The following is a 26,062-nucleotide window of genomic DNA, read 5'->3' as shown; positions in this document are numbered from 1 at the left end:
ATAGAGGGGAATGAAGCATCACATGAGTAGAGGTTGGAACTTCATATCGATGATCTTCAAGGGCATTGTTGCTGCAAGGGTATGGCTGGTCGCCTACATGGTATTGATCCTAATTCCGGCTTCTGTATTGCTGTATGCTTACTCGCAGAGATACTCCCGCATTTTGGAAGAAGAGGTAACGCGAACGATGCTTCAGACGCTGAAGCAGGCTGAAATCAATTTGAATCACCAATTGGATTCCGCACGTGATATTTCGAATGCGATCCTCATGAATCGTAAGCTGCATGATTACTTAAGCAATTCAATATCTTACGGTGATCAACTTGATGCCATGAAGGAATTACGTTATTTAATTGATAATGCAGAGACGAACCCGATTGTATTCCGCGTTCGATTGTATGTCGACGACTCCAAGCTTTTTTCACATGAGAGGGTCAATTTTTTTCCGTGGGAAAGTATTATTAATCGTCCTTGGTACTCAAGTGTAGTAAACGCTAATGGCAATCTTATATGGTCGGGAGCTTACTTGGAAAACTTTATTGATAGAGAGAGCGCTTATATTCTATCGGGCATTAGAGTGCTGCGGGATCCTGATCATTATGATCGTATGTCAGGTTTCTTGTCCATTGATGTTGCAGCTAAGACATTTGAAAATATCTTATCCAATATTGAGTTGAACAAAGAGCAAAATGTATTCATGGTCGCACCGGATGGCAACATCGTCTTGCATAAAGATAAATCTTTGCTCGGGACGAAGCTTATGTCTAGTTCCGTGCTGAGTGCTATCGAGCAGCACAATGAGGGCGTATCTGCAATCACTGAGGACAACACCCAGCAATATGTCGTCTATACGACGATTGGCTCCACAGGCTGGAAGCTGGTTGCGGAAGTGCCTAAGAATGTCATTAGCTCGCGTGCGGCTACATTGAATCAATTTTCCAGTGTGGCAACCTTGTCAGGAATTACAATTCTGTTCCTCATCCTTGTTTTTATACTGATTGCTTTTATCGTGCGCGGAATGAATCGTCGCGTACAGACGGTGATAAGAGCCATTAAACGAGAAGGCATGGAGGGGCTGGATGAACATAGCGGAACGTCGGATGGCGACTTTAACTTTCTAGAAAAGAGTGTCGATCATCTGATCCATAGGGTCCGAGATTTAATGGAAGAGACGTATAAATCGAAGGTGCAGGAGCGTGAAGCACAGCTTCGGGCTTTGCAAGCACAGGTTAATCCTCATTTCTTATACAATACCTTGGATACGATCAATTGGATTGCTATTGGACACAACGCCCACGATATTAGCCAAATGATCGATGGATTGGCCAAATATTTCAGGCTAAGCTTAAACAAGGGCAGAGATTTGGTGAGTGTGACCGATGAGCTTAATTTAGCCAAGGTTTACTTGGAGATTCAGCAAACCCGATTTCCAAAGAGCTTTGAGGTTCATTTTGACATCGAAGATGGTATGGATGATGTTGAAATGCCTAAGCTGACACTCCAGCCAATTGTGGAAAATGCCCTTTTGCACGGGATAAGAAAATCAAAGGGCAAGACAGGGGCTATTTTGATCAAGGCGAGACAAGAAGAGGGGGTTCTGATCATATCCGTCACGGATGACGGCATTGGCATGGAGCCAGAGCTTATGCAAAGTCTTCTGACGAAGCCGCGTCCTACCATGAAATCAGACGGTTCCGGAAGCTCGTATGGGTTGTACAATGTGAATGAAAGGATCAAGCTGTTCGCAGGAGACGCCTATGGGCTGGAACTTCACTCCACGCTCGGACAGGGGACAACCGTCACGGTTCGAATGACAACGAAATATTCATCTGATAAGCCGCCTCTATAGGAAAGAGGTTGGCTTTTTTGTTTGCTTAAATACCATAAGATTGCACCAGAAACAGAAATATTACCATCTACAAGTCATTTCATGGCGCCTTTATAATTAACTTATAAGAACACGGAGGTGAGCCATTCATGAGTGTTACGCTAACAGAGCTTGAACGAAAAAAAGCTCACGCCAAGCCCAAAACAAGAGGTAGTGGCCGTTGGAAGCTAATTCTAACCAATTATGATTTATACCTGTTATTAGTGCCGGGATTGTTAGTTCTGTTTTTATTCAAATATGCGCCTATGTATGGGATTATTATCGCTTTTCAAGATTTTAACATTTTTGATGGTTTTGCCGGAAGTAAATGGGTGGGGCTGGATCAATTCGAGAAGCTCGTACATTCCGAAGAGTTTTATCAGGTTTTCGTGAATACCTTACTGATCAGCGTTTACAAGATTGTGCTTCTTTTTCCGATACCGATCATCATCGCGCTTTTCTTGAATGAGGTTCGAAAGGCCTTTTTCAAGAAGACGATTCAAACGATTATTTTTCTACCGCATTTCTTATCGTGGGTGATTATTTCAGGGTTGTTTATTAATATCTTGTCCCCATCAGGCGGTCTAGTGAACAATATGATTCAGTGGTTCGGTGGGACGCCAATTTCCTTCTTTCTGGACAACCAGTTCTTCCGAAGTGTAGTGGTATTTACAGCAGGTTGGAAGGAATCAGGCTGGAATGCGATTATCTTTATCGCAGCTATTGCAGGTATTGAGCAAGAGCAATATGAAGCCGCTTCTATTGACGGAGCAGGACGTATTAGACAAATGCTCCACATTACCTTGCCAGGTATTTTGCCAACGATCATTCTCATCTTAATTTTACGCATGGGGTACTTGCTTGAAGCGGGTACGGAGCAAATTTTGACCATGTACAATTCTGTCGTGTATCAGTCCGGCGACGTCATCGGTACATTCGTTTATCGTCAAGGTCTTGGTCAACAGGATTATAGCTTTAGTACAGCGGTCGGGTTGTTCAACTCCCTCGTTGGGTTCATCCTGATCGTAGCAGGTAATGAACTTAGCAAAAAACTAATCAAGCGAAGTATATGGTAGGGGTGGAAACATGCATAAAAAAACGCTTAGTGATTGGTCATTAGACTTCTGCATTTATCTTGTACTGCTACTTTGCGGCTTAGCCACACTGCTGCCACTAGCCAATATTCTTTCCAAAGCCGTTAGTGATGAATCGTCTGTGGTTTCTGGTAAGGTAGGGATTTTTCCAGTAGGCTTCCAGCTAGAAACGATGAAATATGTGGTGTCCTCCAGCCAATTTCTTCACTCGATAGGAATTTCGCTGCTCATTACAGTTGTAGGTACAGTGCTTGCAATTCTGGTAACTGCAATAACGGCTTATCCATTGTCCAAAAGGCATCTTCCAGGTATTTCATTTATTATGCTGCTGTTTATTTTCACGATGATGTTTAACGGCGGTATTATTCCAAATTACTTGCTAATGAAACAGCTGCATTTAATTAATAGCTTATGGTCGTTAATGCTTCCTGCCCTCATTAGTGTATTCAATATGCTTGTGATCAAAAGCTACTATGAATCCTTGCCTGAGGCTCTTGAAGAATCTGCCAAAATGGATGGCGCTCGTAACTTTACGATTCTATTTCGTATCATTCTCCCGTTAAGTGTACCCGTTATAGCAACGATTGCTCTTTTCTATGCGGTTTACTTCTGGAACGACTATTTTCACCCGATGCTCTATATTAATGACGCAGGGCTTAAGCCTTTGCAGTTATATTTACGCGACATTGTTTTGAATGCCGACAGTTCCAATGCTTTGAACAAAAGTACGGACGACTTGATGAATACATCACCTGAGGGGGTTCGTTCCGCAACCGTAATTGCCTCGATTATTCCGATGCTACTCGTCTATCCTTATTTGCAAAAGCATTTTGTTAAAGGCGTACTCATTGGCTCTGTGAAAGGGTAATTGTGCATTAACGCTCTGGATTTCAGCATCCGGGGTTTAGTGATATAGTAAACACATACATTTAGGGAGGTCTACACATGCTCAAAAAGTATAACAAAGCCATGCTTCTAACGGTTGCAGCATGCTTGTCCGTTTCGTCTCTTGTCGCCTGCTCTTCCAAAAATACGACCACAGGCGGCAGTACATCTCCAGCTAGCACAACAGCGGCAGTTGCGACAACTACTGGACCGAAGCCAGAGTTAAGATCGTTGCAAATTTGGCAGCAAGAGGATTACAATACGTATCCGGTAGCTAAGTTTCTAGAACAGAAAACGGGCTACAAAGTGAAATATGATATGCTACCCCAAGATAAGCCCCAAGATAAAATGAACATTCTCATTGCCTCCGGAGAGCCTTATGATGTGATCACTTCAGTCGGTGGGACGGATTTCAAAGCATTATATGCAGACTATGCGAAAAAGGGCGCTTTAGTAGATTTAGGGCCGCTGATCGATAAATTTGGACCCAACATTAAATCAGCTGTAGACCCCGAAGCTCTGGAAGCCGCTAAAGTGGACGGAAAATTGTACGCGATCCCTACCAAAAGTATCCCGACCACCTCTAGCAGCTTATATATTCGGCAGGATTGGCTTGACAAAGTAGGAATGAAAACGCCTACTACGTTAGATGAATTGGTTGCTGTTCTCAAAGCTTTCAAAGAGAAGGACCCAGGTGGAAACGCCGATAAAAATATTCCATTAACGGTGAGAGGTGATGCACCTTTCATTGATAACATTGTCGGAGCCTTCGGTATGCCGAACTTCTGGAATAATGTGAATGGTAAGCTGACGCCACGGATTCAAGATCCTGCTTACAAAGATTACGTAAATTTTGCCCAAGATCTCTTTAAACAAGGCTTGATTGATAAAGAGTTTGCCGCCAATAAAGATGCTACCGCTAAAGAAAAATTCACAAGCGGAAGAGCAGGAATCATTATGCTGAACTGGTCTGATGTGCCTGTTATTATAGATGCATTAGTAAAAAACGTACCTACAGCTAAGGCGAACTATCTTCCAGCATTAAAAGGCAAGGATGGCAAAATAGGCCTATCTGCAAACCAAGGCTTTGACCGTATCTCCTTCATTCCTAAAGCATCCAAGCATCCTGAGGATGCCATCAAATGGATGAACGCTAAACTTGAAAAGGATACGTTTAAAGGGATGGCCATTGGTGAAGAGAATAAGCACTTTACGTTCAAGGATGGCGCGTATACACCGATTCAACCTATCTTTACAGATGAGCGCAATAGAGCGAATAATTTCTTAATGGGCACTGATGACAAAAATTATCCGACTTATTGGCAAGCACGTGTGCGTAAGGATTTACGCTTGTTTGAAGCCTGGAAGTTTATGAATGTGACGGAAGCAAATGTAAGAGTGCTTGATCCATTGGGCTTTGCTCCTTACTTGCCAGAGTTCTCGAAAAACTTCCAACAGTTGAACGTGATGGTGGGAGACTATACAACGAAGCTGCTTTTCGGCGCTGAGCCATTAAGCGGTTTGGACGCATTCATCGCTAAATATAAATCGTCTGGCGGAGATGCAAGTGTTAAAGAAGTCAACGATTGGTATGCGACTGCAAAGAAATAAGCATGGCTGCTTGCAATCGACAGAAGACAAAACAAAAAAATGGGATGGCAAGAACTTTGCCACCTCATTTTTTTGTTTTTTGTGACCACATAAGAAAGTATAAGTTTTCGGTTCCCGAAAACCGTTTTCTTATTGGCGATAAAACCTACATCTAAACGCGGTCGCTCATCTTTGAATGGCCTCGATAGAGGTTTTCTCATTCCCGAATCATAAAAAAACACAGTACGCTTTAAAGTTTCACCATGGAGTGCATGGTTCAACCATTGTATGATCAAAGTGACCGTTTTCTTTATATTTAATGGTTCGCATTAAAAATTGCATGTCCTTCCATATTTAGAATCCCCAGTCTTTGTGAAAATTTCGAGGTTTAATTTCGAATGCGCTTTCATTACGATTAGCTTAGATTAAGCATTTTATATAAGGGAGGCGTTTTTATTGTTCAAGGCAAAACCTGCTAAAGTAGGCACAGCAGCGTTATCGGTAACTCTAGCACTATCCGTAGTATCCGGGTGTGTGCCGGGAAGTAACAAAGCCAGCCAGAATTCAGCTCCCAAAGCGAGCGAAGCGGCGTCTAAATTGACTTCATTATCTTATTGGTCGGCATTTAACCCATCGGCTGCGGCTACAATGAAGAGCTACAGTGAAATGGAAGCTTATAAAGAAATGGAGCGGATTACCGGGACCAAGGTAGAATTCCAGCATCCCCCTCAGGGCGCGACAGCAGAGAAGGAGCAATTCAATCTGATGCTTACGTCCGGAAGTCTTCCGGATGTGATCGAATACAATTGGAACACGTACCCGGGTGGACCGGAGAAAGCGATCAAGGACAATCGGATTATCAAGCTGAACGACTACATTGACAAATACGCTCCTAATTACAAAAAAGCGATCGCTTCCAATCCGGAATGGAAAAAGCAAGTTACCACGGATGACGGCAGTATTATCGGGTTTCACTTTATTCGTGGCGACCGTTCTTTGCAGGTATTCAAAGGACCTATTATTCGGCAGGACTGGCTGGATAAATTGGGGCTGAAGCAGCCTACTACAATTGACGAGTGGTACACCGTGTTGAAAGCGTTTAAGGAGAAGGATCCGAACGGAAATGGTAAAGCAGATGAAATCCCCCTTCTCTTAACTCTCTCCGAGTTGAAGAATTCTCATGCGTTCATTGGAGCTTACGGCGTGCCAAACAACTTTTATAGGGAAGGAAATACAGTTAAATACGGTCCTATTGAACCGAACTACAAAGAATTTTTGACTACCATGAGCAAATGGTACAAAGAAGGCCTGATTGATAAAGATTTTGCAGCAACCGACGCTAAGCTGCTTGACGCCAAAGTCACTGGTAACCAACTCGGTGCTTTGATTGGAAACGCAGGCGGAGGTCTGGGTAAATATATGACCCTGATGTCCCCGAAGGATAAAAACTTTAAGCTGGCGGGTGTGCCGTATCCCGTGCTGAAAGCCGGCGACAAGCCGCTTTATGGACACCTGGATGCTCCGGTACCGGGTAAATCTGCTGCGATCACGACAAGCAATAAGAATATTGTGGAAACTGTGAAATGGCTGGATATGGGCTACAGTGAACAAGGACATATGCTCTTTAATTTCGGTAAAGAAGGCGTAAGCTACAAACTGGAGAACGGCTACCCGAAATATACGGACATCATTACGAAAAATCCTGAAGGCATGCCAATGAGTCAGGCTATGGCTAAGCATAACCGAGCTACCTGGGATGGAATCATGGTACAAGATAAGCGTTATTCCGAGCAGTATCAAAGCCAAATTCCGGAGCAATTGGAGTCCATCAAGGTATGGTCGCTGCCAACCAACGAGAAGGAAATGCCTCCGGTTACTCCAAATAAAGATGAAAGCACGAGATATGCGGCAGTTATGACGGACATCAATACGTACAGAGATGAGATGTACAACAAGTTTGTTATGGGTGCCGAACCTCTAGAGAACTTTGATAAATATGTAAAAACACTGAAAAGCATGGGGATTGACGATGCCATCAAAATTCAGCAGGCTGCGCTCGAAAGATACAACAAGAGATAACAGCAGTTGTAGAGAAAGGAAGTGATCGTTATGGCGATGATGGAGAATGAGCTTCCCGTTCGTAACCGGGCAAAGTCCTATGAGAAGGAAAGCAAATTAGCGTTTATTATAAAGGACCTAAATCGAAATAAGTTCATTTATATCATGCTGCTGCCGGTACTTGCCTATTATGGCATCTTTCACTATGGCCCTATGTATGGACTGCAGATCGCATTCAAGGATTTCAGCCCAGCCCTCGGAATCTGGGGGAGCGAATGGGTCGGATTTCAGCATTTCACCGAATTTTTCAATGGATTTTATTTCTGGAGGCTTATCAAAAATACACTGCTGATCAACATCTATGAGCTCCTGTTTGCCTTCCCTGCTGCGATTGTTCTGGCATTACTTCTGAATGAGATTCGCAGCAATATGTTCAAAAGGGTTGTTCAGACCATTTCGTATTTGCCACACTTTATATCCATTGTTGTTGTAGTGGGAATGATGGTTGACTTTCTCGCCCGCGATGGTCTGATTAATCAATTGCTCGTCATGTTTGGTTTTGAGTCTATCGCGTTCCTACGCCAGCCGGAATGGTTCCGTTTTCTCTTCATTTCCTCGGGCATCTGGCAAGGGATCGGTTGGGGATCGATCATTTATTTGGCAGCAATGGCCACCATCGATCCCACCCTATACGAAGCGGCCAAAATGGATGGGGCCGGAAGGTGGAAACAGACTCTGCACATTACACTTCCCGGCATTATGCCAACGATTGTCATTTTGCTGATCATGAATATGGGTTCAATGCTAAGCGTGGGCAGTGAAAAAGTGCTGTTAATGTACAATGCATCAACCTATTCCACCGCTGATGTCATTTCTACTTATGTTTATCGTAAAGGGATTTTGGAGGCGAGCTACAGCTATACCGCCGCAGTCGGCTTGTTTAACTCGGTCATCTCCTTCATCTTAATCGTTAGCGCCAATAGCATTAGCAAACGCGTTAGCGAAAATAAGCTTTGGTGAGGGAGGAGTCATCATGAGAATCAGTACAAGTGAAAGGGTATTCGGCGGTTTCAATGCCCTGTTGATGGTTATTCTTTGTTTTATTACGATGTATCCTTTTCTTTATGTCCTATTCGCTTCACTCAGCGATCCCGCGAGTGTTGCTAAACACCGGGGATTACTGCTTATCCCGCTCGGCTTCACGCTGGACGCGTATAAAGCGGTTTTAGATAACCCTATGATCAGCACAGGATATCGAAATACGATATTTTACGTAGTTGCTGGGACGGCGCTCAACTTGTTTATGACGGCATTGGGTGCCTACGCTCTTTCTAGAAGAAATGTGTATTTCAAGGATTTTTTCATGTTTGCGATCGTCTTCACGATGGTGTTTCACGGCGGCTTGATTCCGACTTACTTAGTCGTTGGCAACTTGGGCCTGCTGAACACACCTTGGGCTTTAATCGTCCCGGGTGCCATCAGCACCTTTAACCTGATTATTATGCGTACCGCCTTTCAGCAGGTGCCGATCAGCCTAGAGGAATCGGCGAGAATGGATGGTGCGAATGATTTCACGATTTTATTCCGTGTGATTATCCCGCTATCCATGCCGGTTATCGCAGTTATGATTCTGTGGTATACCGTTGGTCACTGGAATTCCTATTTCAGCGCATTAATCTATTTGCGTGATCGCGAGCTGTATCCGCTCCAACTGATTCTGCGGGAGATCTTGGTCAACAACAACACGGACAGCATGATGACCGGGGCATCTACGCTGGACAAAATGGATGTGGGGGAAACGATTAAGTACGCCACGATCATTGTCTCCACGCTGCCCATCCTGGTTCTCTACCCCTTTCTGCAAAAGTATTTCGTCAAAGGGGTTATGATCGGAGCCATTAAAGAATGAATGTAACGAGGTACAAGGAAATCGTCAGGGCATGTACGAATAGTATGGATTACTATTTCGTGGAGGTTATTTTCTATGCTGCCTTATGTAAAAGAGCTCCTTAGAAACAAAAAACGGAATAACCGCAGTGTGTTTATTGGCATGCTTATTTCCAATATACTCCTACTGCTGCTGCCTCTCGTGATCGGATTCGTTCTGTATGCGAAGGTGGAGCAAATCATGATCCACAACGCCAGTCGCTCCAATTTAGCCATGTTGGAACAGCTTCGGTTAACGATGGACAATCACTTTAAAGAAGTTGACCAATTAGCCCAACAAATCATATTTAACCCGAAGCTTGATTTGTTGGTGAACAACGAAAGCTCGGGGGACAACACGTATAATGAAATCGAATTTATACGTAATTATCTAAAACCTTATCAGAAAATAGACAGCGGATTTATCAAAGACTTTTACGTGTACTTTAAAGGCAGCGACTCCATCCTCTCGCCTTCCATTCGAACAGATTCCAAAACCTTTTATGATCATTATTACAAATATGAAGACATGAATTACGAGCAGTGGATTAAGGGGCTGCTGCAAAGCTATCACAACATGCAATATCTCCCAACCGCAAAGCTTCTGCGTGACGGCGGCATGGGCATGATGAACAATCTAGACAGAACGCCGATCAACGTTATCACATACGTGCAGTCGCTACCCGCCCGCGAAATTTCAGATATCCGAGGCAGTCTAGTTGTGCTCATCGACGAGCGCCAGATTAAAGATAGGCTAAAACAGATCGAGGCAGCCAACCAAAGCGCTCTATATATTGTCAATGATAAACAAAAAGTGATCTTGAGCACCTCTGAGGAATATAAGCTATCAGGTGATTTCTATGCCAAATTGACGAGCGGGACAGGTTTGTTCGACTATTCGTTAAATGGGAAAGACATGATGATTTCCTATACGACCACGGGTCAGGCGGGATGGAAATATATCTCGGTGATGCCGAAGGATTTGTATATGAAGCCGGTTAATGCCATTAAGATGACTGCGTTTTGGCTCTTTGTCTTGTGCCTCGTAGCGGGAGCCGGATTCGCTTATTTGGCTGCCTACCGAAATTACAGCCCGGTCAAACATATGGTCAATGCTATTATGCAAAGCAAACGGACACAGAATCGCCCTCTGGGAGATGAATATGAATTTATTCGCGAATCCATTGTAGGCTCGCTTGTTGAAGAACAACAGCTGCGGGGCATTCTCACTCAACAGGCTCCTGTCATACGAGCTAATTTCCTATCCCGTTTGATTCGAGGACATGTCGATTTCAGCCAGAATAATTCGGAGGAATCGCTCGGATTCATGAACATATCACCATTTATATACAACTCTTATGCGGTTCTTGTCATCCAAGTGGACGATGCATCCCGGTTTACCGACGACCGGTCCGAAAAGCAATGGGCACTCATTCGGTTTATCATTTCCAACATCAGCACAGAACTGGTCAACGAAAGCTGCATGGGATACGCCGTCGATCTGGACCGTGACCGGTTGGCGGTGCTGATTAACCTTGATAATGATCGGCACGAGCAAGCTGCCACTGACGTCAAGTTCATTGCCAGCTCGCTTAAGGAGGTCATCGAAACCCGGTTCAAGCTCATTCTTACAGTGGCTGTCAGTAACGTTCATGATAGTCTCGAGGGGATCGGCGAAGGCTATGTAGAGGCTCTGGCAGCGCTAGATTACAAAATGATCAAGGGCCAAAGCGTGATCATTTGCTTCGATGACATCAAGGAAGTGGAGCGGCACTATCATTATCCGATCGAAACGGAAGTACAACTGATGAACCTGGTAAAGAGCGGCGATTATGATAGTGTGGAGAAGCTGCTCGACACCATTTACGAACTCAATTTCTCATCGAATCAATTGACGCCTGAACTTGGAACTTGTATTTTTTTCAACATGGTAAGTACACTGCTGAAAATTATGAATGCCACGAATGCCGGTTACGAAGCGATGGAGGAGGAAGGAGCTTTCGATCCGATCAAGCAGCTGCAGGGTTGCCATACAGCTCAGGAGATGCACGCCAAGACGAAGCGGTTTTACGAGCGTCTTACTGGGCTGCTGCAGTCTGAACGAAGTGATCACAGCGATCAGCTGCTATCTGACATCAAGCGATTTATCCACTGTCAACGCACGGATCCAAATCTCGGTCTCGCATTGATTGCCGACCACTGCGGGAAAACGCCACAGTATCTCTCCACCTTTTTCAAAAAAGCAAGCGGGGAAAATATAACGGACTATATTGCAAAAATCCGCATCGATCAGGCCAAAATGCTGATGGAAAACAAAGCATTAACCAATCTACAAATTGCGCAAATGGTCGGCTATTCGAACGATTTGGCTTTTATACGTGTATTCAAAAAAACCGAAGGCGTCACGCCAGGGAAATACCGTGAGAGCCTGTGATTAGAAAGAAGGATGAGCTTATGTTAAAGCGTAAACTGGTTACCAGAATCATTCCATTTCTTTGTTTATTCGCTTTATGTCTTCCAACCGTAGGTTATGCGGCAGTAGAGAGTCCGACTATCATCGCGGAAGCGGGTTTAACAGGTGCTGCAGCACTCTCCGCAAATGTTGTAACCGTCACTACAAATGCAGAGCTTGCAAGCGCTATCAGTAATGCGGCAGCCGGAACTACGATTCTCCTTGCCGATGGAACCTATAGTCAGAACGGTTCCTTCGCTATCACTGACAAGAATGGAACCGAGACCAATCCGATTACGATTAAGGCCGCTAATCAAGGTCAGGCTATTCTAACTGGGCGCGCAGGATTCTCTATCAACAACTCTTCTTATGTCGTAATCCAAGGAATGAAGTTCACGGGAACAGCGACAGCTGTAAACATGAACAATTCCAATCATATACGGGTTACAAAGAATACCTTCGCACTAGCTGATTCCGGAAATCCAAGCGGTATCAAATGGGTACAATTTGGAGGATCCAGAAGTCATCATAATCGGATCGACCATAACGAGTTCGGACCGAGAGTGGATCTGGGGCAAATGATCGCTTTCCAAGGCAACGTCATGTCTCAATATGATGTTATTGAGTATAACTATTTCCATGATGCTGCATTTCAGTCGCAAAATGGAGGAGAGACGATTCGCGTCGGTTTGTCTGGGTCATCTATGTCCAGCGGCTTCACAACGATTCAATATAATCTATTTGTTAATTTAGACAGCGATCCTGAGGTTATCTCCGTCAAAAGCGGGCAGAATACCGTGCGCTACAACACCTTTATCAACAATAAAGGTCAAGTAACGGCGCGACATGGCCACGGAAACAGCTATTACGGAAACTACTTCTACAAGACGATCGATAAAGCCGGTGTAGGTGGCTTTCGAATCTACGGTAATGATCACAAAATTTATAATAACTACTTTGAAAATATACCGGGTACTATTCATATCGATGGTGGCGATTACGACGCAGGTCCCGATGGCAGCCAATTTGATTCCTCCGTATTGACCAAGCATTGGCGAGTGTACCGTGCTCAGGTTTTCAACAATACGATCGTAGGCAGTTCGTCTGGCATTGTCGTTAGCAAAAGCTATACATACACGCCGGTCGACAGTATTGTAGCCAATAATATTGTTGTGGGAGCAGAGGGACCGTTATATAACGAGATGAAGGCAACGAATACCTTGTTTGAGGGCAATTTCGGCTTTGGAGGAGTACTTTCGAACATGACTAGAAACTCCACGGAAATTAAAGAAGCTGATCCTTTGCATACGGTTGTTGGTGGGGTATATAAGCTGTCAGCTATGAGCCCTGTTATTGATGCTGCTGTAGGCAGCTACCCGATTGTTGATGATATCGACGGACAGCCCCGGGTAAACATCGATGTCGGAGCAGATGAATACCACTCAGGACTTCCATATAGACAGCCGCTTTCACCAGCCGAAGTCGGCCCGAACGCATTGACGGCCATTCAGGCACAGGTGGAAGGAATAACGCGGGGTACAGGCTGGTTTTCATCTGATGTTAGGGTTAAGCTAGGTGCCCTCAATGTGGAAGAAGGAGCTGGTCGGTTAGAGTACCAGCTTAACTCCAATACGGTATGGCAGACAGTGTACACAGACACGATTAATCTTTCCGCTGAAGGGACACATAGGATCCGGTATCGTTATGTTCTGGAAGGAGCAGCAGAGCCGGAGAAACTACTTGAGATCAACATCGACAAAACGTCTCCCGAATATCGGATACTGGCGAATGGGTCGCCTCTGATCGATCAGGCCACTTTCTCTGACTCTGAAACTCTCACTCTGAAGCTTGAGGCGCAAGACGACATATCTGGATTAGACAGAGCAACCTTTACTGTTTCCGGGGCCACTTATGAATCGCAGACTGTCCTTCCTTTAGCCGGGAAATTAGGCGAACTAGAGATCATTGTAAGGATAGTAGACAATGCTGGTAACACGAGGGAATCCATTCATCGAGTTCTGGTAACTCCGACACTGGAGACGCTGCTCTCAATGCTCCAACCATATATCGTCTCGGGCGATATTAGAGGACCTCTTGAAGCGCAATTAACCAACAGCTTAAAGCAGGCTCTGCATCATTATCACAAAGATGCATCATCCATCGAACAAAACGTCAAGTTCCTTGTTAAATTCGTAGAAGTTTTACAAGATCCGTCTAAGGAAAGCTATATTTCTTCCGCAGCTAAGAATTCATTAACCGCATATACAGAAGCGTTGATTGCTCACATGAAGCAGTAAACGTCTAGTTTCGAAAAGGATAGTCCATTAGCCAATGGGTCGTCAACGAAATTAATCTTGAAAAACCAAGAGCAGTCTAATTTTTGGACTGTTTTTGGTTATATACATATAAGTTCCAATGAGCTTGAAATGATGGATAAGTCGTAGAGAACACGAACTTGAATCAAGGGGAGGAAATGATGGAAGTCGTTAAAACATGGTTGGAACATCCAACCCTCGTCATGGAGATCGGCCAACCGGCGCTACTTCAGCTAGGAGACTTATTTCCGATTGTACGCGTTCATACGTACGCAGCGATGACGATTAGCGCATTAGTAGAGTTAGAGAAAGGAGATGCTATTCCTCTTCCATCCCAAACCCTTCAAACCGGGGAAGAGAAGGATATCGCGATCCCGGGTACGGTTGGGCGGTTTGGGATGCACATCTTGCGACTAACATTCTCGCGTCCTGGTTATCCGGATCTGCACGATGCCTTCCACTTTTATGTAGAGGACCCGTCGGTAAATAGAAACGACCAATCTGACATTGCTTATATAGGGACAGGCGGTAAGCTTATTTACATACCGGACTACAAAGGAAATCGGATGGCAGATTTTTCCTATGCAGGTTACATGGGCGGCGGTGTACAGCTTCCAGATGTGCAAACCCAAATGACCCTCGAGCCTGGAGAAGGGGATGCTACAGCACGCATTCAGGAAGCCATTGATGCTGTGTCCCTGCTGCCGCCTACGCCAGAAGGATTACGAGGTGCTGTCTTGTTGAGACGGGGAACGTACCACTTGGCCGGAACGCTGAAAATAGCAGCTAGCGGGGTTGTCCTTCGTGGAGAAGGACAAGGGGAAGACGGCACACTCTTGTATGCGAAAGGTGCAACGAAGAAAAATATGTTAGAAATTGGCGGCGCTAGAGGAATCGAGCTTTTGGAAGACACAAGTGCGACTGTATCTGATCTATATGTTCCATCAGGATCCCACTCTTTCCATGTGGAGGATGTTCGTCATCTCCGAATAGGGGATTCGATAATCATACGTCGTTATGGGAACGATGCTTGGATTCGTGAAATCGGGATGGATACGATAGTCCAGCGACCGATAACAGGTGGAACCAAGATGTGGAGCCCATTTAAACTTGATTTTGACCGTATCATTCTCCAAATGGAAGGCAACAAGATAACCGTAGACGCGCCGTTAACTAATTCAGTTGAACTGCGTTGGGGCGGAGCGCAGGTGCTCAAATATGAGGATCCACATCGAATCGAGCATGTTGGTGTAGAGAATATGCGGGTTGACGTCGAATTCGATCCTTCTGTGGCGGATACACAAATTGATGATCGGAAGGGCGCTCTTGATCCGTATTATGCTGACGAAAACCACACAACTAACTTTGCCGTCCTGAATCATGTGAAGCATGCCTGGATACGTGACATTACAGGGTACCATCTTGATCATAGCCTTGTTCTTGCCGACTACGGGAGTAAGTGGGTGACGATTCAAGATTGTACGGTTTTGGATATGGTCAGCATCGTAACCGGCGGTCGCCGCTACAGTTTTCATGTTTGCGGACAATTGATTCTAGTCCAGCGGGCTTACACGGAAACGGCGAGGCATGCGTTCGTTGTCGACAAGTGGGTGACGGGACCGAACGTATTTCTCGACTGTAAGTCCACCACCGACTATAACACAAGTGAACCGCATCATCGGTGGTCAGTAGGCGGTTTGTACGACAATGTGAAGGCGCCAATCGCTATTCAAGACCGCATTTGGCTAGGCAGCGGGCACGGTTGGGCGGGTGCGAATTATGTCACCTGGAACACCGAGGGAGATTTGACGCTGCAGCAGCCGCCGACAGCGCAGAATTATGCGATTGGTCACGTTGGCGAGATGAAGAAAGGGCGCGCACCAAATGACCACGATCCCCGCCCGAGAAGCGATGGGTATTTGAATGTACTAGGCAAGCATGTTTTACCGCGCAGCTTGTATATGCAGCAGTTGAACGACCGACTTAACACTTAAAACGAAAAGGTGGAGATCTAATGTTTCTAGTGAAAAGAACTGTCAGCCGTTGGTTAGCCATTGTACTTTTCTTATCCCTGCTAATGCCCGCCATACTAAGCGTACCAGTTCATACGTCAGCTGATGTGCCAAAAGAGAATTTAGCTTTAAATAAAGCGATATCCAAGAGTTCCGAGTGTTCGACATGCGGGAAAGCTGTATCAGCCGTTGACGGCTCAGCAACCACCTATTGGCAGCCTCTAAGCTCTGACAGAAATGACGGACAGGTATGGATTCAGGTGGATCTGGGTGGTGTTTATTCCATCAATGAAGCCGTTCTTAACTTTGCAGCAGCTAGCGGTATTGGCGGTTACACGATTCAGACTTCTTCCAACCAGAGTGATTGGCAAGATGCGATTGTTAAAACGGTAGGCTCCGTTACAGGCAAAGTAGAAACGGCCAATTTTCCAGATGTAAGCGGCCGCTATGTGAAATTGCTTATTTCAATTGCAAATCCCGGAACTAATTTCCAGTTGAAAGAGTTTGAGCTGTATAGCTCAGCTCCAGTCCCGGCATTTTTGGACAGCGTGGATATCACGGATGCTCAAGGGCGGACGCTGGGCGAGTACGACACTGTGAGTATGACCAAAGGATCTCCATTTCAACTCATCCTTGCTGGCAAAATGAGTGACGGCACACCGGCCAACTTGTCTAGTGGCGCAGTGGCTTGGGAGAGCACGAATACGGGTGCAGTGACTGTGAATGTTTACGGAAATGTAACCACTCTCCAAGAAGGAGTTGCCAAAGTTACCGCACGGGCAACATTAGAAAAAGTAACGAAAGAATCCAGTGTTTGGGTGGATGTTTATGACCCAAGCACACTGTTGGTTAACGCCCAGATCGATCATCCTACGATGACAAGCCAAATAGGTCAGCCAGCGCTGCTCCAGATCGGGGATGTGTATCCTTCCGTACGCCTTCGTCCCTATGTGGAGGGTTCCATAACGGCTTCTCTAGTTTCCGTATCTACCGGGAATTTCATTACAACGCTTCCATCTAGCACAATGAATGCAGGAGTGGAACAGGTGATTACGATCCCAGGAACCGTACAGGGGATAGGATCATATGAACTTCGTCTTCAATACCAAGTACCAGGGAAAAATCCGATCTATGATACCTTCACGTTTACCGCTCAGAATCAGGCAGATATTGGCCCAGATGAAAGCAACATTGCCTATCTCGGTCCAGATGGAAAAATGGTTTATGCCCCAGATTACCGCGGAAACCGCATCATCGATTTCTCAAATGCCGGCTATATGGGCGGCGGTGTTAAACTTCCGGATGTACAGGCAAGGATTGCTGTAGAACCAGGAGATGGGGATGATATGGCGCGTATTCAGGCAGCAATTGATGAGGTTTCGTTGATGCCTCAATCCGCAGACGGCTTCCGTGGAGCGGTCTTATTGAAGAAAGGTACGTATGAGATTAGCGGAACCTTATATATTCGATCCAGCGGTGTTGTGCTTCGCGGCGAAGGTCAAGGGGAAGACGGTTCCATTTTGTTTGCCACAGGTACAGCTAAACGAAATATTCTAGAAATACAAGGCCAAGCAGTGAATCTGCTAACCGATACGGCAACCAAAGTTTCTGATTTATATGTGCCAGCCGGGTCCAGCACGTTCCATGTAGATAATCCAAGCGGATTCCAAGTTGGCGACAAGGTCAAGGTACGCCGATACGGGAATGCAAGATGGATCCATGAAATTAAGATGGATACCATTTTTGAACGAGACGGAACTACACAATGGGCACCATTCGATTTGGATTTCGATCGCGTCATCACGGCAGTTAACAACAACCTCGTCACGATTGATGCACCTATTGCTAATGCCATTGAACGCCAATGGGGCGGTGGAGAAATCATTAAATATGAGGATCCAGATCGTCTTGACCAAGTCGGAGTCGAGAACCTTCGTGTTGATTCGGAGTTTAATCCTAATGTGACCGCAACCAATGGGGGGAAAATATATTTCTCTGATGAAAATCATGCGGTTAGTTTTGTTGTATTGAGCAATGTGAAAAATGCATGGGTGAGGGAAGTAACGGGTCTCCATCTGAATCATGCCTTGGTTCACGTCAGTCGCAATGCGAAATGGGTTACCGTTCAAGATAACCAATCCTTAGACATGGTAAGCGTGATTACAGGTGGCAACAGGTACCCATATAAAATGAGCGGAGAGCTGACGTTGATGCAGCGTAATTATGCGGAGACAGCGAGACACGCATTTGTAGTGGATAGTCGTGTTATGGGGCCTAACGTTTTCCTAGACAGCCAATCCGTCAATGAATTCGCAACAAGTGAGCCGCATCACCGCTGGTCGGTCGGCGGATTATTTGACAACGTGAAGGCAGATATCGCTATTCAAGACCGTGGATTGCTAGGCAGCGGACACGGCTGGTCTGGGGCCAATTATGTCACTTGGAATACGGAAGGTGACTTGGTTTCCCAGCAGCCTCCAACTGCGCAAAACTATGCAATCGGTCATGTTGGAACGAAAGTGAAGGGCTACTTGCCTAATTCGGATGATAAAAGGCCGCGCAGTGATGCCTATTGGGATCATGCTGGAAGCCGTGTAAACCCAAGCAGCTTATATTTGCAGCAGTTGCGGGATCGGCTTAGCGAGCGGGGGATACTAAATATTCTGCAAGCTCCGGTAGGCGGAGGAACACTTGATATCCCGCAATTACCCCAAGGTCTCCCTTTATTAAAGGGTATTCAGATAAACAACAAGCATTTGAATGTATTTTCACCGAACATATTTGATTACACGGTGGAGTTGCCGCTTGGTACAACGGACATTCCATCGATCAGACCTCATGATAACCGGGATGATGTAGAAGTCATCCAAGCCTCAACCCTATTCGGGAAAACGATTTTGATCGTTAGAGATAAGAAGAATCCGCTTCAATCGGTTAGATACAATGTACGGTTCACTCTATCAACTCCGAGTGAATAATCGATTATGAGAAGTTGAAAGCGGGCCATAGGCCCATAAATGTATAACAAAAAAACTGAACCCATGATGCAATGGAGCTCAGTTTTTTTGTTATATATATGCTTATTTTTTCAATAATAAATACATAAAATACGGCGCCCCAATTAAAGCAACCATAATGCCGGCGGGAATACCATCAGGTTCAATCACATTACGTCCAACGGTGTCGGCTATTAATAACAGCCAACCACCAATCAGAATGGCGACTGGAATAAATAATTGATTTCTAGGTCCTACCAAAGCTTTGGCCATGTGAGGAGCCATGAGTCCAATGAAGGCAATTCCTCCAGTGACCGAAACGGCCGAAGCGGTCAGGGCAACCGCTGTTAAAAGTAAGATAATACGTTCCTTTTCAACAGATACGCCTACGCCGATGGCCACAGGTTCGCCAAGTCCCAAGAGATTCAAACGATTTGCTTTGTATAGCGTAAATGGAATGAGAATGGCTAACCAGGGAAGGATTGCCCAAATAAAGGGCCAGTCAGAACCCCAAATACTTCCGGCTAACCATTTTGCGATAAAATCGACTTTAGCCCGTTCAGCAGAGGAAATAATGACAATCATGACCCCAGATAGCGCCATTGAAAAACCGACTCCAATTAGCATTAACCTGACGGGTTGAAGACCTACCTTTTTATTATACGAAAGCAGATAGATGAAGCATGCCGTAAGTAAAGCACCAATGAAAGCGACAAGGGGGAGCAGATAAATAAACGAACCCGCCTTGATAGGAAAAAATAAAAAGAATACGGCAATAGCAATACCAGCCCCAGAGTTAATGCCAATAATGCCCGGATCAGCTAGATCATTTCGAGTGATTCCTTGTAAAATAGCACCCGATAAGGCGAGTGCCATGCCTGCTAGCAATGTAATGACCATCCGTGGTAATCGAATCGAAAATATAACAAACTCTTCTTTGAATGTGCCTTGACCGAGAAGGGTGGGAATCAGCCTATCATAGGATATAGAGGAGTATCCCATTCCCATCCCGAGAACGATCGTCATTGTAATAAGTGCAAGTGAACCATATAATAGCAACCGTTGTTTTTTTATTAAAGCGGGAGGATGAATCATTAGAACGCCTTTCCTCCTTTACGTATGATGAACAAGAAGAAGGGTAAACCCATCATCGCCACAATAGCCGCGACTGGTGTTTCATAGGGAGAATTGATCGTACGTCCAAGGGTATCCGCAAAAAGCATAAATACGGCTCCTATAATTGCCGACATTGGCACAATAAAACGATAATCGGTTCCAACAATAGCGCGAACAATATGAGGAATCATCAAACCAATGAACGCCATATTCCCAACAAGCGCAACAGAGGCACCCGCGAGTAAGATGATGATGATAAAAAGCATGGTTTTGATTTGTGTCGTCTTCTGTCCTAATCCAACAGCGACTTCTTCACTTAAACTTAGAATGGTAAGCTGCCTGGAGAGGAACAAGGAAATCAGTGTACCGATCGTAATAAATGGTGCAATGATTTGGAGTTGGCCCCATGAAGTGCCGATCAACCCTCCTGCTGTCCACATGGATACATCTTTTGAAATTTTAAAATAAATACCGATACCTTCCGAGATCGCGTATAGGAACGCAGATACAGCAGCTCCGGCTAATACAATTCGCAGAGGGGAGAAGCCGCCCTTTTTCACTGCGCCAATACCGAAGACGATGCATGCACCTACGGCTGCTCCAATAAAACAAGCAATCGTAATCCCGAAGTAATTGGCTGATGGGATAAAAGCAATCGTAAACGCCAGTGCCGCGTTTGCTCCAGCGGTCAAGCCAAGTAAACCGGGATCAGCAAGCGGGTTTCTGGTCATTCCTTGCATGATGGCACCGGAAACGGCCAGCGCAGCACCAACAAATATCCCTGCAATTTCACGCGGTAGACGGATTTCACGGATGATTGAAATTTTATCCCCAGCAGCATGAGAAGTAAGGGCCAGCCAGACATCTTTGACGGTAACATCTGCGGCCCCAAATGCCATGGAAACAATAAACATACCCACAAAGACGACTAGTCCAGCAAGCAGTTTATATACGAATGGGACGAACCGTTGATGTTCCGTAATCATTTACTACCTAAGTTTTTAACGAAGAAATCGAGTTGGTATTCTAATGTCTGTGGATCATTGAAGTAGAACTCTTTCGCATTGACTTCAAAAACTTGTTTGTTTTTAACCGCTGGAATGTTTTTGTAGGTATCGGTTTGTTGAAACGAATTATCTGTATCAGTGTTCTTGCTGAAGATAACGTAGTCGCCTGCATATTCCGGAAGTACTTCCAAAGACAAGGCGTAATAACCGGCTTTTAAAGCCATTTCTTTGACTTTTTTAGGCATTTCTAGCTTCATTTCTTGGTAAAGAATTTCGGTGCCACGACCCCAGTTATTCCCGAAGACGTAAAGCTGTTTATCGAAATTTTCAACAACAGAAATCGTTTTGTCCGCACCAATCTTTGTTTTAATGTCTTCTCCGGCATTCTGCGCCCGGTTTTTAAAGTCAGTAATCCAAGCTTGCGCTTCTTTTTCTTTATTTAAAAGTTTTCCGATTTCTAAGTGCTGGGTTAAATAATCTACCTTTCCGTATGTATACGTGACTGTAGGGGCAATTTGCTTCAATTTATCCACGTTTTTAACACTGGATAGACCAATGATTAAATCCGGTTTCAATTCAATCAATTTTTCTAGGCTTTCATCAGATACTTCTTGTGCAGCTTTTAGTGTTGTTTCGAAGCGCGGGTTCATTTTAGACCATGAATCGACACCAACAAGATTAACTTTTAGAGCCATTACATTTCCTGCAAAAGTAGAAAGTACAACGACGCGTTGCGGATTGGCTGGAACTTCGACAGGTCCATTTTCAGATTGGTACGTAATGGTTGTTGGTTTGTCTTCAGCTTTCGCTGCGTTCTTCTCTGTTTGGGTTGTTTGGCTGCTGCAAGCACTAAGAGCTAATGAGATGAAGAGCAGGAATGGAATGAGTCGTTTGTTCATTTTGATTATCTCCCTTTAATAAATTGTAGGTAACGCACATAGGCTTATTTGTTCGAGGATCTCGCCCGATTTCAGCATCAATGTGAAAAACTTTCTTGAGCACTTCACGGTTCATCACTTCTTCGCAAGTGCCAGCTTTCACGATTTCACCATCTTTAAGAGCGATGATATAGTCAGCAAAACGAGCCGCTTGATTTAAATCATGGAGGACCATGACTATCGTGCGTTCCTGTTCCCTATTTAGTTTTTGCAGAAGCTCTAGAACCTCTAATTGATGCGCCAAATCTAAATAGGTGGTGGGTTCGTCTAGGAAGATGATCTCCGTTTCTTGCGCAAGCGCCATGGCAATCCAAACGCGTTGGCGTTGTCCTCCGGATAGTGCATCTACAGGACGGAACTTAAAGTCAATGGTACCTGTAACTTCAAGCGCCCAGTCTATCACTTCATAGTCCTTTTTTGATAAGCGTCCAAAGCCCGTTTGATAAGGAAAGCGACCATAGGATACTAACTCACCGACGGTTAAACCACTTGCACTCTCGGGTGCTTGTGGAAGGATGGCCATTTTTCTAGCGAGTATCTTTGTATGTTCCTTTGCAATATGTTCGCCATCTAGAACGATTGAACCAGATTGATGGGAAATAATCCGCGTGGCTGCTTTCAAAAGGGTAGACTTTCCACAGCCATTCGCTCCGATAATGGTGGTGATTTTCTTGTCTGGAATCTCTACACTGAGATTTTTTACAATTAAACGTTCACCATAACCAATGTTTAGCTGATCTGTATACAGGCGAACCATAAGATAACCTCCATTTATTTCAAATAGGTACCACCCATTAACTGATAATGATTATCAATTTCACTACAATACACACAATAATGCGAACAAATTTATTTGTCAATAACTTTTTTTGTTGTCAAATGAGAAGAATAGACGTATATTTAATTGAGAATGATAATCATTTACATTACTTAAACCAAGGAGTGATCGGGGATGGAAGAACAGGAATTGTATGATGTGACTGTCATTGGAGGAGGGCCAGCAGGGCTTTACTCTGCTTTTTATAGTGGACTTAGAGAAATGAAGACCAAGCTTATTGAGTACCAAACCCAACTAGGTGGAAAAATACATATTTATCCGGAGAAAATGATCTGGGATGTTGGAGGACACAAGCCAATTCCAGGTGCAAAGCTCATTGAGAATCTTGTAGAACAAGGATTAACGTTTCATCCGGAAGTGGTGTTGAATGAAAAGGTAGAGTCGATCACACTTAATGAAGAAGGTATCTTTGTCTTACAAGCTGCTTCTGGTCAAATGCATTACTCGAAAACAGTTATCGTTGCTGTTGGAGGGGGAATATTGAATCCGCAGAGGCTGGAGATCGAAGGCGCGGAGAGGTATGAAGTGTCTAATTTGAACTATACCGTGAAGTCTTTGCAGCATTTCAGAAACAAGACGGTGATCATTTCGGGTGGAGGCAATTCTGCAATAGATTGGGCAAATGAACTAGAGCCTATCGCCAAAAACGTTTACTTAACCTATCGAAAAGAGGCTTTAACAGGTCATGAAGCGCAAGTAAAGCAGCTCTCGGAGAGCTCCGTTGTTTGTTTCTTCCATACGTCCATAACCAAACTAGTTGCTAGCAGTAATCATGAAGTCATAGAACGTGTCGAACTTACCAACCATGAAACAGGTGAGGTATCGTATTTGCCCATTGATGAAGTGATTATTAATCATGGTTATGAACGTGATACGACACTACTTAAAAATAGTGAAGTGAATATTGCGATTGCAGATAACTATTACATTGCTGGTAATGCGGCTAGCGAATCTTCGATAGATGGACTTTATGCGGCTGGAGACATTTTACATTACGATGGAAAGCTGCATTTAATAGCCGGTGCATTCCAAGATGCTGCAAACGCAGTAAATAAAGCAAAGCAATATATCCAGCCGGATGCTAATAAGGTGGCCATGGTGTCTTCGCATAATGAAGTCTTTAAAAAGCGCAATCGAGAATTAGTTAAACGCATGATGACCTAGAAATTAAAACCCCCTCTTGTATGAAAATCATACAAAGAGGGGGGGATCAGCGCTTACTAATATTTCTTGTTCAGCATGTTAATAATGACCGTTACAGCTTCAGCTCTTGTCGTAGAGCCGCTCGGAGCATACTGATTGTTTTCGTTGCCGCTAACGACACCTGCTTGCTTAAGTGCAGTGACGGCCCCTTTACCCCATGATGGGATATCCTGATCATCGGTAAATCCTGTAGCTTCAGAAGGATCAGCTTTCAGATTCATCGCACCTGCAATCATGGACGCCATTTCCGTGCGGGTAATCGGTTCATTCGGTCGGAATGTACCATCGTCGTAGCCTTGGATGAAGCCCACTTTGACAGCTTGCGCAACGGCATTCTTAGCCCAAGTGCCAATCTCATGCTCATCGGTAAAAGCGAGCTTCGCTCCTTCGCCAACTGGTTTCAAACCATTCATCAGCATAACTGCAAATTCCGCGCGAGTAACATTCTTGTTCGGTTTAAACGAAGTATCAGGGTAGCCTGATACGATGCTGTCTTTGATCGCTTTCACGATGGTTATCTCTGCCCAATGCTTCGCGATATCGGACGGATCCACGCCAATACTCTGTGTACCGTACGTCGCAAACAAGCCTTTGATCGTGTCGTAATCACTCGAGAACGCTAGTGAAAGAAGAAGCATAAGGCGGGCATGCTGGGCATTCAGGCTATCACCGGCAAAGATGCCATCCGTCGTTCCTGGATACATCGTGCCTGAGCCAGTTCTCGTCGTTGTAACGAAGACGACTCCTTTTTTAATAGCTTCTGCACGGGCTGCACTCATTTTGGCAGAAATACCGCCTGCGCCTGTACCTGAAGTAACTATCCCTTTTGCACCGTCTGCAACAAAGCCGTTAATGGCTCCGCTGCTTGCTTCTTGGTAGCTAGAGACGATCTCAACGATCGGCAGCTTTTCCTTGGTGATTGTCTTTAAGTCGAATGGGGTTGCCCAATCGGCCTTACCAGCTTTCATGGCGCGTCCATTCAAGCGATACATACGAATATTGTTCTCGTCGATATATCCAAGTGAGCCCAGCATCGGAGTTGCAAATGTATCCATCCGGTGTGCGTTCGATTTGGTAACTTCTCTGGCCGCTTGGATGACATCGTTCAGCATGATCACTGTGCCATACCACTTCGTCTTGCCGCTTCCGGCCAGCTTGATGGCATTGTACAGGTTAGCTGGACCGTCGGTTCCTATAACGTCCCAAGGGCGCATAGCGCCAGTTACAACAACCGGTTTAGGACTTCTCACGGTTAGATCGAGGAAATAGGCGATTTCCTCCATAGTGTCCGTACCTGTCGTAACTACGGCGCTATCGTAAACCTCAAGCGCTTGATCGACAGCTAGAGAAAGATCGTATAGATCAGCGATGGTGTAGCCGCCCGAGCCTTTGTTACCGAATTGGTAGGTCGTTACATCGGCAATTTTTTGCTTGTCAGGCAATTGTTTGACGAGGTCTTCAATTAAATACGTGCCCGCTTTATAGTTTTGAAAGCTCGTGCTATCCTCGGCTTTGCCGGCTAAGGTACCGCCGGTCCCGATAACAATCACGTTTGAAAGCGATGATTGCTTAAACGTATCGGAGAGGGCAGGTATCGGAAAGCTGGAAGACTTGGGAGCAACTTCTTCCGCGAAGGCGGTTGTTGCCACTCCACCGAATGCCAACATGGTGCCTAACAAAGACACGATAAGGGGAAGAGTGAACAGCTTTTTGACCACATAAGAAAGTATAAGTTTTCGGTTCATGAAAACGGCTTTCTTATTGG

17 protein-coding genes are annotated in these 26,062 nt (G+C 44.9%); 12 read left to right on the top strand and 5 right to left on the bottom strand.

From position 1 onward, the window contains the following. The first annotated feature begins 22 nt into the window (after positions 1-22). The 11 genes from QFZ80_RS28035 (at position 23) to QFZ80_RS27985 (ending at position 19,177) form a co-directional block, all read left to right on the top strand. Complete coding sequence (locus QFZ80_RS28035; protein ID WP_307562098.1) at positions 23-1,849, top strand: sensor histidine kinase; 1,827 nt, start codon at positions 23-25, stop codon at positions 1,847-1,849. Positions 1,850-1,977: 128 nt separating this feature from the next. Beyond that, complete coding sequence (locus tag QFZ80_RS28030) at positions 1,978-2,943, top strand: ABC transporter permease (protein ID WP_307552629.1); 966 nt, start codon at positions 1,978-1,980, stop codon at positions 2,941-2,943. 10 nt (positions 2,944-2,953) lie between these two features. After that, positions 2,954-3,829 (top strand): carbohydrate ABC transporter permease, encoded by an 876-nt coding sequence (locus QFZ80_RS28025; protein WP_307562096.1) that lies wholly within the window; start codon positions 2,954-2,956, stop codon positions 3,827-3,829. Between the two features lie 77 nt (positions 3,830-3,906). Then, the gene (locus QFZ80_RS28020; RefSeq protein WP_307562094.1) at positions 3,907-5,457 is read left to right on the top strand and encodes an extracellular solute-binding protein; all 1,551 of its coding nucleotides are present in this window, start codon (positions 3,907-3,909) and stop codon (positions 5,455-5,457) included. A 435-nt stretch (positions 5,458-5,892) separates the two neighbouring features. Next, entirely contained in the window at positions 5,893-7,515 is a 1,623-nt protein-coding gene (locus QFZ80_RS28015) for a type 2 periplasmic-binding domain-containing protein (protein WP_307562092.1), read from the top strand. A 30-nt stretch (positions 7,516-7,545) separates the two neighbouring features. Continuing rightward, positions 7,546-8,514, top strand: a complete 969-nt coding sequence (locus QFZ80_RS28010; protein WP_307552637.1) for an ABC transporter permease — start codon at positions 7,546-7,548, stop codon at positions 8,512-8,514. 13 nt (positions 8,515-8,527) lie between these two features. Beyond that, positions 8,528-9,403, top strand: coding sequence for a carbohydrate ABC transporter permease (locus tag QFZ80_RS28005; protein WP_307552638.1), 876 nt, complete (start codon positions 8,528-8,530; stop codon positions 9,401-9,403). Positions 9,404-9,478: 75 nt separating this feature from the next. After that, positions 9,479-11,854 carry a helix-turn-helix domain-containing protein gene (locus tag QFZ80_RS28000; RefSeq protein ID WP_307552640.1) on the top strand — a complete coding sequence of 792 codons (2,376 nt, stop codon included), beginning with the start codon at positions 9,479-9,481 and terminating at the stop codon, positions 11,852-11,854. A 20-nt stretch (positions 11,855-11,874) separates the two neighbouring features. Continuing rightward, a complete protein-coding gene (locus QFZ80_RS27995; RefSeq protein WP_307562089.1) occupies positions 11,875-14,169 on the top strand; it encodes a polysaccharide lyase 6 family protein in 2,295 nt (764 codons plus the stop codon). Between the two features lie 176 nt (positions 14,170-14,345). Next, positions 14,346-16,181, top strand: coding sequence for a hypothetical protein (locus QFZ80_RS27990; protein WP_307552644.1), 1,836 nt, complete (start codon positions 14,346-14,348; stop codon positions 16,179-16,181). A 20-nt stretch (positions 16,182-16,201) separates the two neighbouring features. Beyond that, on the top strand, positions 16,202-19,177 hold the full coding sequence (locus QFZ80_RS27985) for a galactose-binding domain-containing protein (protein ID WP_307552645.1): 2,976 nt from the start codon (positions 16,202-16,204) through the stop codon (positions 19,175-19,177). A 102-nt stretch (positions 19,178-19,279) separates the two neighbouring features. On the opposite strand, the gene QFZ80_RS27980 is transcribed toward QFZ80_RS27985, so the two are convergent. Genes QFZ80_RS27980 through QFZ80_RS27965 form a run of 4 tightly spaced genes read right to left on the bottom strand, consistent with a single transcriptional unit; the run spans position 19,280 to position 23,013 of the window. Next, positions 19,280-20,290 (bottom strand): FecCD family ABC transporter permease, encoded by a 1,011-nt coding sequence (locus QFZ80_RS27980; protein ID WP_307562087.1) that lies wholly within the window; start codon positions 20,288-20,290, stop codon positions 19,280-19,282. Further along, positions 20,290-21,297: a FecCD family ABC transporter permease gene (locus QFZ80_RS27975; RefSeq protein ID WP_307552648.1), complete on the bottom strand. Its 1,008-nt coding sequence runs from the start codon at positions 21,295-21,297 to the stop codon at positions 20,290-20,292. The genes QFZ80_RS27980 and QFZ80_RS27975 overlap by 1 nt, the downstream gene beginning before the upstream one ends. Further along, the gene (locus tag QFZ80_RS27970; RefSeq protein WP_307562085.1) at positions 21,294-22,217 is read right to left on the bottom strand and encodes an iron-hydroxamate ABC transporter substrate-binding protein; all 924 of its coding nucleotides are present in this window, start codon (positions 22,215-22,217) and stop codon (positions 21,294-21,296) included. Before QFZ80_RS27970 ends, QFZ80_RS27975 begins: the two co-directional genes overlap by 4 nt. Further along, positions 22,168-23,013, bottom strand: a complete 846-nt coding sequence (locus QFZ80_RS27965) for an ABC transporter ATP-binding protein (protein WP_307562083.1) — start codon at positions 23,011-23,013, stop codon at positions 22,168-22,170. The genes QFZ80_RS27970 and QFZ80_RS27965 overlap by 50 nt, the downstream gene beginning before the upstream one ends. Positions 23,014-23,208: 195 nt before the next feature. Here QFZ80_RS27965 and QFZ80_RS27960 point away from each other — a divergent pair, with 195 nt between their 5' ends. Then, the gene (locus QFZ80_RS27960) at positions 23,209-24,258 is read left to right on the top strand and encodes an NAD(P)/FAD-dependent oxidoreductase (protein ID WP_307552650.1); all 1,050 of its coding nucleotides are present in this window, start codon (positions 23,209-23,211) and stop codon (positions 24,256-24,258) included. Between the two features lie 56 nt (positions 24,259-24,314). On the opposite strand, the gene QFZ80_RS27955 is transcribed toward QFZ80_RS27960, so the two are convergent. Continuing rightward, positions 24,315-26,042, bottom strand: a complete 1,728-nt coding sequence (locus tag QFZ80_RS27955; RefSeq protein ID WP_307562081.1) for an asparaginase domain-containing protein — start codon at positions 26,040-26,042, stop codon at positions 24,315-24,317. Positions 26,043-26,062: the final 20 nt, after the last annotated feature.

The organism is Paenibacillus sp. V4I7, assembly GCF_030817275.1.
Classification (GTDB): domain Bacteria; phylum Bacillota; class Bacilli; order Paenibacillales; family NBRC-103111; genus Paenibacillus_E.
This window is presented reverse-complemented; position numbering and strand designations above follow the sequence as displayed.